Annotated in this window: 6 protein-coding genes; all 6 read right to left on the bottom strand. The window is 71.3% G+C overall.

The features are described from left to right. Positions 1 to 5,127: non-ribosomal peptide synthetase (locus D7V97_RS30585; RefSeq protein WP_120614168.1), on the bottom strand; the 5,127-nt coding region annotated here is incomplete at its 3' end. 19 nt (positions 5,128 to 5,146) lie between these two features. Beyond that, the gene (locus D7V97_RS30580) at positions 5,147 to 7,207 is read right to left on the bottom strand and encodes a carbamoyltransferase C-terminal domain-containing protein (RefSeq protein ID WP_120614167.1); all 2,061 of its coding nucleotides are present in this window, start codon (positions 7,205 to 7,207) and stop codon (positions 5,147 to 5,149) included. A 59-nt stretch (positions 7,208 to 7,266) separates the two neighbouring features. Then, a complete protein-coding gene (locus tag D7V97_RS30575; RefSeq protein ID WP_120614166.1) occupies positions 7,267 to 8,484 on the bottom strand; it encodes an acyl-CoA dehydrogenase family protein in 1,218 nt (405 codons plus the stop codon). Next, on the bottom strand, positions 8,481 to 10,493 hold the full coding sequence (locus D7V97_RS30570) for a carbamoyltransferase C-terminal domain-containing protein (RefSeq protein WP_120614165.1): 2,013 nt from the start codon (positions 10,491 to 10,493) through the stop codon (positions 8,481 to 8,483). Before D7V97_RS30570 ends, D7V97_RS30575 begins: the two co-directional genes overlap by 4 nt. A 29-nt stretch (positions 10,494 to 10,522) precedes the next feature. After that, entirely contained in the window at positions 10,523 to 11,386 is an 864-nt protein-coding gene (locus tag D7V97_RS30565; protein ID WP_120614164.1) for an alpha/beta fold hydrolase, read from the bottom strand. A gap of 15 nt (positions 11,387 to 11,401) precedes the next feature. Continuing rightward, on the bottom strand, positions 11,402 to 12,322 hold a 921-nt coding region (locus D7V97_RS30560), incomplete at its 5' end, for an amidohydrolase family protein (RefSeq protein WP_147445035.1).

Here is a 12,322-nt window from a genome sequence, read left to right as displayed (position 1 = left end):
CTCCAGCCCCAGCACCTCCGCCCACACTCCCGCCAGCAGCTCCTCCACCGCCGTGCGCGGCGCCGTGTAACCCTCACCAAGCGCTTCGCGGTCCAGTCGCAGCGTCGGCAATGCCTTGCGATCCACCTTGCCGTTCGACGTCAGCGGCATGGCTTCGAGCAGCATGAACACCGACGGCACCATGTACTCGGGCAGTCGCTGCGCGAGCGCCTGCCGCAGCGCCGCGACCGGGACCTCCTCGCGCGCCACCACGTACGCCACCAGGCGCTTGTTGCCAGCGGTGTCCTCGCGCGCCACCACCACGGCCTCGCGCACCGCCGGCAGCGCCTCCAGCGCCACTTCGATCTCCCCCAGCTCGATGCGGAAGCCGCGCACCTTGACCTGGTGGTCGACGCGGCCCAGGAAGACAAGCTCGCCGTTGGGGGTGAACCGGGCCAGGTCCCCGGTGCGGTAGAGCCGGGCCGCCGGGCCCGCGTCGAACGGATCCGCGAGGAACGACTGACTCGTGCGGACCGGATCGTTCAGGTAGCCACGACCCACGCAGATGCCGCCCACGAACAGCTCGCCCACGACGCCGGGCGGCACGGGGTGCATCCAGCGATCCAACACATACAGGCGCGTGTTGAGGATGGGGCGACCAATGGGCGTGTACGCCTCGCCCGTCGCGCCGGGCACCCGGATGGGATGGTGCGCCACGTCGTCGGAGCACTCGGTGGGCCCGTACGCGTTGAGCACCGGGCAGGCCGGCTGGCGCTCCAGCCACGCGCGCGCCAGCCCCGGAGGCAGCGCCTCGCCCGTCAACAACAGCCACCGCAGCCGGGGCACCTGGAACGTCTGGAGGCCGCGAGCGGACAGGTCCTCCAACGCCGCCCTCAGCAGCGACGGGACGACCTCCAGGATGGTGATGCCTTCCTCACCCACGCGCTCGAAGAGGCGCCGGGGATCGCCCGCCACCTCCTCCGGATAGACGTGCACGCGGCCACCGACGAGCAGCGCGGACAGGAACTGCCACACGGAGATGTCGAAGCACTGCGACGCCGTCTGCGCGATCGCATCCGAGGGCCCCAGCTCCAGGTCGCGAAGCTTCGCGTACAGGTGGTTGAGCATGCCCCGGTGCTCGACCATCGCCCCCTTGGGGAGCCCCGTGGAGCCGGAGGTGTAGATGACGTACGCGAGATGCCCCGGCCTGCTCAGGGCGGGCAGGTCCTCGTCCCGCGCGGGGAGCGCATCCAGGTCCTCGACGTGGAACAGGTCCAGGCCCGCCGCGCCCTCCAGCACCGCGGACAGCCCGCGCGTGGAGATCACCCGGTTGACCCCGCCCTGCCCCAGCACCTGGAGGTGGCGCTGCGCCGGGTGGTGCGGATCCAACGGCAGGTAGGCACCGCCCGCCTTGAACACCGCGAGGATGGAGGTCAGCAGCCCCACCCCACGCTCCAGGAGCAGCGCCACCACGTCGTCCGGACCCACGCCCCCCGAGCGCAGGTGCGCGGCCAGCCGGTTCGCGCGCCGGTTCAACTCCCGGTAGGTGACCCGCTCGTCCTCGTGGACCACCGCCACCGCGTCGGGCGTCTTCCGCACCTGCTGCTCGAAGAGCTGCGGGAAGCACGACTCCAGCGGCACATCCACCGCGGTGTCGTTCCACTCCACGAGGATGCGCCGGCGCTCCTCGGGCGTCAGCAACGGCAGCGCACCAAGGTGGCGCTCGGGGTCGGCCGCGATGCCGTCGAGCAGCGTCCGCAGGTGCACCGCCAGGCGCCGTACGGTCTCCACGTCGAAGCGGTCGGAGCTGTACTCCAGCGTGCCGGTGAGGCCCTCGGGCGTCTCCGCCATCACCAGCGAGAGGTCGAACTTCGCCGTGCCTTCCACGGAGCCGTCCGGAGACCAGGCCACCGAACCCCAGCGCATCCCGGCCGGCGTCAGCTCCTGCACGCGGTGGTTCTCCAGCACGAAGCTGGCCTGGAAGAGCGGGTTGTCGTCCCCGTCTCGCGGGCCGCCCGCCACCTGGACCATCTCGCTGAAGGGCAGCTCGCCGTGCAGCAGCGCGCCGGCCACGCCTTCCCGCATCCGCCGCAGCAGCGCACGGAAGGTGGGCTCCCCGGACACGTCACAGCGCAGGGGCACCGTGTTCGCGAGGAACCCCAGCAGCTCCCGCCGCTCGGCCGAGCCCCGGTTGGCGATCACCGAACCGATGCAGAAGTCGTCCTGCCCGGAGTACCGGTGCAGCAGCACCGCATACGCGGAGGCCAGGGTGACGAAGAGCGTGCAGCCCTCCTCGCGCCCCAACGCCACCAGCCGATCCCTCACGTCGCGGGGAAGCTCCAGGGCAAGCCGTCCGCCCTGGTACGTACGGCGCGCCGTCCGCGCCCGGTCCGCGGGCAGCTCCAGCCGGCGCAGCCCGGACAGGCGCTCCTTCCAGAAGGCCCGGGCCTCGTCCAACCGAGGCGCACCCGACGACTCCCAGCGAGCGTAGTCCGCGAACTGCAACCGGGGGGCCGGCGGCAGCGCGGTCCCTGCGACGAACGCCCCGTAGAGGGCCGCCAGCTCCGTCCCCAGCTGCGTGATGGACCAGCCGTCCGTGATGATGTGGTGCTGCGCGAGGACGAGCACGTGCGCGTCCTCCCCCATCGACACCAGACAGGCGCGCAGCAGCGGCCCCGTCGCCAGGTCGAAGGGCGCGGACGCAAACCGCGTCGCCAGCGCACGCAATGCCTGCTCCCGCTCACCTTCCGGCACCGCGCGCAGGTCGTCTCGCTCCAACGCGATGGCGACGTGCGGGAGCACCTGCTGCCGGGGCCCCTCGCCCGCGTTCGGGAACACCGTGCGCAGCACCGCGTGACGCGCCGTGAGCGCGTCCAGGCTCCGGCCCAGCACCGCCACGTCGAGCGCGCCCTTCATCCGCAGGCCGAAGTGGACCGTGTACAGCGGGGTGCCAGGATCCAATTGATCCAGGAACCACAGCCGCTGCTGACCCGACGCGAGCGGCAGCAGCCCCTCCAACGACCCGGGCACCAGCGGCGCGGCCCTCGCGTCGCTCCCCGCCCCCGCGCTCCGGGCCTCCCAGAGCGACAGCAGCCCCTCCGCCAGCCCGGCCAGGGTCCGCTGCTGCCACAGGAACGCCTCCGGCAGCTCCAGCCCCAGCGCCGTCTCCAGGTGCGTCTGGAGGTCCAGGCCCATCAGCGAGTCGAGTCCCAGCCCCGCGGGCGCGGCCGACAGCTCCACGCGGGACGCGTCCATCCGCAGCACGCCCGCGACCAGACGCCGCACCAGCTGCTCCAACAACTGCCGCCGTCCGTCCGCGTCGGCGGCGCGCAGCGCGTCCCCCAACCCCGCGGCGTCCACCTCGGAGTCGGTGCCCTCCTCGCCCTCCATCACGGACTGCGACACCGTCTCCAGCGTCCCCGCCAGGAAGCCGTTGCGGCAGGCGTGGCGTTGGATCTTCCCGCTCGACGTCTTCGGGATGGACTTCGCCTGGAGCAGCACCACCGCGTGGGCATGCACGCCGTGGTGCTCCGCCACCGCGCGCCGGATGGCCTCCACCAGCGCGTCGGTCGTGACGCCGTCACCCCGCAGGTCCACCTCCGCGGCCACCGCCAGCCGCTCCTCGCCGCCCACCGTGATGGAGAACGCCGCGCAGCACCCGGCGCGCACGGCCCGGTGGCTGCGCTCCAGCGTCAACTCGATGTCCTGCGGGTAGTGGTTGCGGCCGCGCAGGATGATGAGGTCCTTCAGGCGGCCCGTGACGAAGAGCTGCCCGTCCACCACGCAGCCCAGGTCGCCGGTGCGCAGGAAGGTCCGCCCGTCCCCGTCTTCAAGCGTCGCGCCGAAGGTCTGCTCGCTCAGCTCCGGCCGGTCCCAGTAGCCCCGGGCCACGCTGTCGCCGCTCACCCAGATCTCGCCCACCGTGCCGTCCGGGCAGGCGCGGCGCGTGCCCGGTGGAACGATGGCCAGCGTCTGCTCCGCGGAGCCCTGGCCACACCCCACCAGGATGACGCCCGCGTCGCCGTCACCCGACGCGTCCACCAGCGTGTTGCGCTCCAGCCCGTCCGCCGACACCGTCTTGCACAGGGGCGGCGTGCCTCGCTCCACGCCCGTCACGAGCAGCGTCGCCTCGGCCAGGCCGTAGCAGGGATAGAACGCCTCGCGCCGGAAGCCCGCCGGCTGGAAGGTCTCCGTGAAGCGATCCAGCGTCTCCTTGCGGATGGGCTCCGCGCCGTTGAAGGCCACCGCCCACGAGCGCAGGTCCAGCCGCTCGATCTCATGGGGCTTCGCCTTCCGCGCGCAGAGGTCGTACGCGAAGTTCGGACCACCGCTGGTGGTGCCCCGGAAGTGCGACACGGCCTCCAGCCAGCGCATCGGCCGCATCAGGAAGTCGATGGGCGACATCAACGTGCAGGTGTTGCCCAGGAAGAGCGGCTGCAACACGTTGCCGATGAGACCCATGTCGTGGAAGAGCGGCAGCCACCCCACCACGTGCACTTCGGGATCGCCGTAGTGCCCGAAGCCCTGGGCAATCAGCTTCTGGTTGTGCAGCACGTTGCGCTGGCTGATCATCACCCCCTTGGGCTGACCCGTGGAGCCTGACGTGTACTGGAGGAAGGCCAGCGTGTCGGGCGTGATGTCCGGCGGCCGCCACACCGAGCTCAGCGCCTCCGTCGGTTGATCCGTGACGATCCACTGCGCCGCGGCCAGCTCCGGCGCCTGGGGCAGCAGCTCCTGCCCCATCTCCTGGATGGCCGCCGTCGTCAGCACGTAGCGCGCACGCGAGTCCCGGGCGATGGCCTGGAGCCGGGGCAGCGTGCGCTCGATGCGCATGGGGTCCGGCGGGTACGTGGGCACCGCCACCACGCCCGCGGCCGAACACGCCAGGAAGGCCGAAACGAACTCCAGGCCGGGCGGATACAGCAACAGGGCCCGCTCCTGCTGGGCCCCCGCCTGCTGCAGCAGCGCCGCCGTCGACCGCACGCGGTGGTCCAGCTCCGCGTACGTCCACTGCTCGATGTCCCCGTCGATGTCGCCGGTGGACAGGAAGCGATAGGCGGTCACCTCTGGCCGCTGCTCCGCGCGCATGCGGAGCAGGTCGACCAGGGTGGCACACTGCTCGGGGGAGTTCGCCTTGGACTGGCTCATGAGGGGGGTTCCGCGAGCGCTAGGTGTGGCTGCCAGCAAAGGACTTCGAATCGGCCGCCGGACGCGGGGACGCCGCGCGCCGGGTGGCGGTCGGGCTCAGCCGCACCAGCCGCTGCGCCCACAGCTCACCCAGCTCCTCCAGGAGCGCCGGCTCCTGCTCCGCCTTCACGCCGTGCTCCCGCAGCAGCTCGCCCACGGACGTCTCTCCGTCGAGCGTCATCAACAGCGCGCACAGCTTGTCGGAGAGCGGGAAGCGGAAGCGCGCGTCGTAGGACGTCCGGATCTCCGAGCGCACGACCATGTGCTCCGGATCCGCGAAGCTCTTGGAGTGGTGCAGCGACACGTACGAGGGCAGCGACACCCGCAGCGCCAGCCAGTCCTCCGTCGTGGGGGTGACCTTCTCCGCGATGTAGTCCCCCACCACCAGGTGGTTGAGCTTCGTGGTCAGGAAGGACACGACCGCGTCCTGCACCGAGTCCACGATGGGCTCCACGTTGTTGTTGAAGGACGTGTTGAGCAGCACCGGGACGCCGGTGATCTCCTTGAACGCGTTGATCAGCGCCCAGTACCGGGGGTTCTGCTCGCGGGACACCGTCTGGAGCCGCGCGGTGCCGTCCACGTGGGTGATGGCGCCCAGCAGGGCCCGCTTGTCCTCGCGCACCTTGACCACGAAGATCATGAACGGCAGCGCGCCGGCATGCTCCGGCAGGTCGAAGAAGTTTCGCGCGTCCTCCTCCAGGGCCGACGGCGCGAAGGGCCGGTAGCCCTCGCGCTTCTTGACCATCTGGTTGATGCGGTCCTTGTTCTCCGCGGGGCGCGGGTCCGCCAGGATGCTCCGGTTGCCCAGCGCGCGCGGGCCGAACTCCGAACGGCCCTGCACCCAGCCCACCACGCCACCCTTGGCCATCAGCGCCGCGGTGTCGCGCGCCACGTCCGCGCTCTTGCGCACGCTCAAGAAGCCGCGCCAGCTCTCCAGCTCCCGGGCGATGGCGGCGTCGTCACCGATGTCCGAACCCCAGTACACGTGGTCCTGGGCGCCCATCCGGGGCGGGTGCCCCGCTTCCTGCGAGGCCAGCAGCGCCGCGCCCAGGGCACAGCCCGCGTCGTGGGCCGCCGGCTGGACGTACACGTTGTCGAAGAGGCCCGAGTACAGGACCTTGCCGTTCATCGTGCAGTTGTGCGCCACGCCGCCCGCCAGACACAGGTTGCGCTCCCCCGTGGCCTCGCGCTGGTGACGCAGGATGTGCAGGACGATGTCCTCCAGCACCTCCTGCAGCGACGCCGCCAGGTCCATGTGCTGCTGCGTGAAGGGCATGCCCTTCTTGCGGATCTCCACGTGCCCGAGCAGCGTGGGGATGCGGTCCAGGAACAGCTCGTAGCCGCCGTTGGGGCGCAGCTCGTAGAACCCCTTGAGCACGCTGCGGAAGGTGGCCGCGTTGCCGTAGGGCGCGAGCCCCATCACCTTGTACTCGTCGAACGCGCCGTACCCCAGGAACTGGATGACGTCCTGGTAGAGCACGCCCAGCGACTTGCTCTGCGGGTAGCTCTCCAGCTCCGTGAGCGTCGAACCGGACGCACGGACCACCAGCCCGGACAGGAAGTCGCCGTACCCGTCGATGGCCAGCACCAGGCTCTTGTCGTAGCCGGACATCGCGTGCGCGCTGATGGCGTGGGCCATGTGGTGGCGCACGAACATGATCCGGTCCGGATCGATGTCGCACTGGAACTCCTGCTCCAGCAGCCCGCGCACCAGGCTCCGCGCGTCGGGCAGCGTCTTCATCTCCGGCCGGGACATGTACAGCCGGGACAGCAGCGTGTTGCAGTACTTCTCCGTGGCGTAGAAGGCGATGCGCTCCACGTCCTGGATGCGGGCCCCCCGCTGCTCCAGGCAGAAGCGCATCGAGCGCGTCGGGAACTTGCTGGAGTGCTTGATGCGGTTGAGGCGCTCCTCCTCGATGGCGGCCACCACCCGGCCGTCCTCCACGAGGACGGAGGCACCGTCATGGGTGAAGGCCCGCGGAACCTCGTAGGGGTTCTCGTGGACCAGGTTGAAACCTCCGCTGAAACCCAGGACTAGCATCGCGTTCTCTCCAGTTCAGTCTGCGTATCCATGCGAGCGGCGGCGGGAAGCCGGCCGCGTCAGGCGCCATCCACGAACGAGCGCTCACCCAGCGCCTGCCGCCCGTAGCGGCGCTCGATGACGGCGCTCACCTCCGGGCCCAGGGGGCCGAACATCACCTCTTGCGACAGCCGCTCCAGGTGGTGGCCGCCCGCGAACGAGCGCGCGCCGACGATGCGCCGCGCCGCCGTCACCACCTCTTCAGCGCAACGGGTGCCCACGTACTTGGCCGCGCCCGCCAGGTCCACGGCCCGCCCCAGCAGCTCCGCGTCGCGCGGCAGGTGCTTCACCGCGTCCAGGGCCTCGCCCGCGCGCTCCACCACGCAGCACGCCGCGCGGTACTCGATGGCCAGCCGACCCACGTCCACCACCATGCCGTCGAGCTCCGCCAGCGGCCGCTCGTCGCGGCCACGCGTGGCGCGCAGGAACCGGCGCACCTCCTCGATGGCCCTCGCCGCGGCGCCCAGGTACAGCGCCGGGATGAGCAGCTGGTGCCAGGCCATCTCGAAGCTGAACAGCAGCCCCGTCAGCGCGGGCTGCGTGTCCCGGCCACCGGCGACCAGCGCGTTGGCGGGGAGCACCAGGTCGTGGAAGGAGATCTTCCGCGTGTCCGAGTCCAGCATCGCGGTGGGGAACAGGAACGGGCCAATCTCCACTGCGGGGTTGCCCTGCATCGGGGTGATGGAGAAGACAGCGGGGCCCTCGCCCTCGATCTGCGTGATGAAGACCAGCAGGTCGCCCTGGGTGGCGAGCGACGTGTAGGCCGCCGTGCCGGAGATGCGGAAGCCCCCGGCCTCGCGCACGGCGCGCGTGCCCACCTCGCCCAGCTTGCCGCCGTGCACCTTCGAGTTGGTGTTGGCCACCAGCTGCCGCCCGCCCACGAGCGAGGCCAGCAGCGCGTGCTTGCGCTCCTCCAGCACCGGGTCGTCGCTCGCCGGGAAGGTCCCGATGGCGGAGCTCACGTAGTAGTGGTTCTCCACCGCCAGCGCCGCCGCGGGCGAGATGCCGCCCAGCCGGTGCAGGACGCGGAAGACGCGGCGGAACAGCCCGGCGACATCGCCCGCGTGGGCCTCCAGCATGAAGGGCAGCTCCGTCGCGCGGAAGGCCCGGTAGAAGCCCGACAGGTCGCCCCGCGCCACGCCGTCCTCCAGCGCGGCGGCGATGGTGTCCAGCTGCGGCCCGTCCAGCGCCGCGTCATCCGACGGGAGGTCCCGGCGCGCTTCGATTGCGGTTGTCACGAACCACGCTCCTGCCCGGCATGGGCGCGCAGCACCACGAGTCGCTGTGTCCAGAGTTCCTTCAGCTCCGCGAGCAGGGCCCCGCGCCGCTCCGCCCCGCTCCCCTGCTCCGCGAGCAACGCCCGGACGGACAGCGCCCCGTCCAGCCGCAGCAGCGCGGCCCCCAGGCCCTCCGACAGCCGGCGGCGCAGGCGCGAGTCGTAGGACGTCGCCAGCTCGAAGACGGCGGCCTTCTGCTGGCGTTCAACGAAGCCCCGCGAGTGCAGGACCTTCACGTACGGCGGCAGCGACACCTCCAGCGCCAGCCAGTCCTCCTCCGACGGCGTGCGCTTGCCGACGATGAAGTCCCCCACCACCAGGTGCTCCACGCCCGTCGTGAGGAGCGACACCACCGCGTCCTCCACGGAGTCCACCGTCGGCTCGGTACCGTTGTTGAACGAGGCCTGGACGAGCGCGGGAACGCCGGTGAGTCCCTTGAACGCGGCCAGCAGCGCCCACAGGCGCGGGTTCACGTCCCGGGACACCGTCTGCACCCGCGCCGTCCCGTCCACGTGGGTGCCGGCGGCCACGAGCGCCTGCTTGTCCTCGCGCACCTTCAGCGCGAGCGCCATGAAGGGAGCCGCCTCCAGCCCGGGCGGCGCGTCGATGAACTCCCGCAGGTCCTCTTCCAACAGCGACAGCCCCGGCGGGCGGTACTCCTCGCCGCGGCCCAGCGCTTTGGAGAGCCTCGCCCGGTGCTCCACCGGCCGCGGATCCGCCAGCACGCTCCGGTGACCGAGCGCGTGCGAGCCGAACTCCGAGCGGCCCTGCACCCAGCCCACCAATGCGCCGCGCGCCAGCAGCGGGGCCGCCGCCGCCGCGACGTCCGTGTGCTTCTCGAAGGAGAGGAAGCCCCGCCAGCGCTCCAGCTCCGCCTCGATGGACGCGGACGCGCCCACGTCGGTGCCCCAGGACACGTGGCGCACCAGCCCGGTGCGGCCCGGGACGGGTGCCTCCTGCGCGGCGAGCAGCGCGGCCCCCAGCGCGCAGCCCGAGTCATACGCGGCGGGATGCACGAACACCTGGTCGAAGAGGCCGGAGTACAACACGCGCCCGTTGGTGCTCACGTTCTCCGCCATGCCCCCGGCCAGGCACAGGCGCCGCTGGCCCGTCACGGCCTGGTAGTGCCGCAGCACGTGGAGCACGATGTCCTCCATGCACCGCTGCAACGCGGCCGCGAGGTCGCGGTGCGCCGGGCTGAACTCCTGGTGGCTGCGCCGGGGGGCCACCTTGCCCATCAACAGGGCGACCCGGTCCAGGTGCAGCACGTAGTCCCCGTCGGGGCGCAGCTCGTGCAACTGCGCGAACACCGGCGCGAACACGGCGGGGTCGCCATACGGCGCCAGCGCCATTGCCTTGTATTCGTCGAACAGCCCCAGCCCCAGGAAGGGCAGCACGGCCTGGGCCAGCCGGCCCAGCGACTTCGCGGGAGGTAGCGCGGTGAGCGACTCCAGCGTCACCCCGCCGGTGTCCGCCGCGCGGCCCAGGAAGACGCCGCCCGCGTTGTCGATGATCATCACCAAGCTCTCCGCGAACCCGGAGTGCGCCACGGCGGACACCGCGTGCGTCAGCTTGTGCTGGACGAACCGCAGGCGCGCGGGGTCCACCGCCCCGAACTCGCGCCCCAGCACCCCGGCCATCAGCGCCCGTGCGTCCGCGCGCAGCGTGAGGGACGGGCTCGCCAACTGGAGCCGCGCCAGCAGTCCGTTGGCGGCCTCCTCGTGCACGTAGTACGCGATGCGGTCCACGTCCTGGAGCCGGATGCCCCGCTGCTCCAGGCAGAAGCGGATCGCCTGCACCGGGAACTTGTTCGAGTGCCGGATGCGGTTGAGCCGCTCCTCCTCGATGGCGGCGACGACCTGTCCGTCCTCCACCAGCACGGCGGCGCCGTCGTAGGTGTAGTTCTCCGGAGAGTCGAAGCGCTCCTCGTGGACGGGATCCAGTCCCCCCGCGATTCCCAATGTCAGCATGGCCCCGCCTTCCTTTCGTGGTGCATGGCTCAGTCCGCCACGAACTTCGCGAGGACCTGGAAGGCGCGCTCCGGGTCATCCCGCCAGACGCCGTGCCCGCAGTGGGGAAAGCGCTCGAACCGCGCCCACTCGCGGGGCAGCGCGTCCGCGATCGCCTGCTGCTCCAGGATGGGGGTGATGGGATCCTCCTCGCCCCCCATCACCAGCGTGGGACAGCGCACGCGGGAGAGCTCCTGGCTGTAGTCGAAGGTGACGCCCTCGCCGCCGGGCCGCTCGAAGTACGGCAGCACCTCCGGGCTGCGCAGGCCGCGCTTCACCGCGTCCGGGTCGCCGGGCTTGCGCGTGTAGAGCGGGCCGCACACGCGGAAGTACTCGGCCAAAGCTTCAGGGGTCCGGTTCTCGAAGACGCGGCGGGCCGCCTCGCGCGCCGCGCTCCCCCCCAGCCGCTCGAAGGTGTCCAGGACCCGGCCACGCCGCTCCACGCTGCCCGTCCCGCGCAGGGCCGTGCTGACCAGCACGAGCTTCGCCGGGTGCTCGGGGTGGCGGATGGCATAGGCCATGGCGACATAGCCTCCGAAGGACGTGCCCACGACGATGGGCCGCTCGATGCCCAGCGCGTCGCAGAAGGCGCGCACGTCGTCCGCCCACTCCGCCAGGGACCAGTGCGCGGCGTCGCTGCGGTCGCTGCGCCCGTGCCCACGCTGGTCCAGGTAGATGACCTGCCCCAACTGGCTGAGCGCGGAGAACGCCGGCCGCATCGACGTGTGGTCCAGCCCCGGTCCGCCGTGCAGCAGCAGCAAGGTGGGCCGCTCGCGCATCGCGGGCCCGTCGGGGAGCAGCTTCGCCCCCTCGACGTCGAAGAAGAGTCGGACACCGCGAACGTGGATGTACATGGCCGGAGCGGCTCCCTAGACGCCACCGGCGGCCGACAGCAGGCGCTCGATGTTCCTGTAGAGGATGAGCTCCTGCTCGCGCTCGTTCAGTTCGGAGAGCGGACCGCCCTCGTCCGTGAGCGTCGTCAGGAAGCCGTGCTGGTTGCCCTGGAGCCGGAATACCGGCCAGTCCGTGCCGAAGAGGATCTTGTGGTTGATGCCCCGCGACACCGCGGTCTTGACGACCCGGGCCGTCCCATCCGTCCGGAGCGTGCCCTGGTAGCCGCTGACGTCCAGGTACACGTTCGGCCGGTGCGAGCACAACATGGCGCACTCCTCGGCGAAGTTCACCGAACCGTGGGCCAGGATGAAGTTGACCGAAGGGAAGCGCCGCGCCGCCACGTCGATGAGGAACGGGTTCGTCGTGTCGAAGGCCAGCGCGGGCGACGTGGGCCCGATGTGCACGAGCACCGGGACGCGGTACTCGGCGCACAGCTCGTAGTACGGGAACAACCCCGGGTCGCTCGGGCTGTAGCCGCACGGCGGGTACACCTTGAAGCCGCGGAAGCCGAACTCCTTCAGCGAGCGCTCGAAGAGCGTCACCCCGTCCTTGCCCCAGCGCGGGTCGACACCGCCGAAGACCTCGAACTTCCCCGGGTGCCGCAGCAGCACCTCGCGGTGCCGCAGGAAGGACTCCTCGATGGTCAGCGCGCAGTCCTTCAGCGCGTGCGTGAAGTCCGGCACCAGCAGGATGCTCTTCGCGATGCCAGCCTCCGCCATCTCCGCGACGAGCTCGTCACAGAGCGGGTCCTGCATCTTCTGGTGGTACATCTGCGCGATCGTCTTGGGGTTGGCCTTCACGCCCTGCGCCACCAGCGCCGTGACGATGTTGGAGATGGCCCCGTCGACGAACGACCGGGGCGTGTGCTCGTAGGACGCGATGTGGCAGTGCGCGTC

This window comes from Corallococcus sp. CA053C, assembly GCF_003611675.1.
Classification (GTDB): domain Bacteria; phylum Myxococcota; class Myxococcia; order Myxococcales; family Myxococcaceae; genus Corallococcus.
Note: the sequence above shows the minus strand (reverse complement) of the source record. Positions and strands in the feature narration are given on the sequence as shown.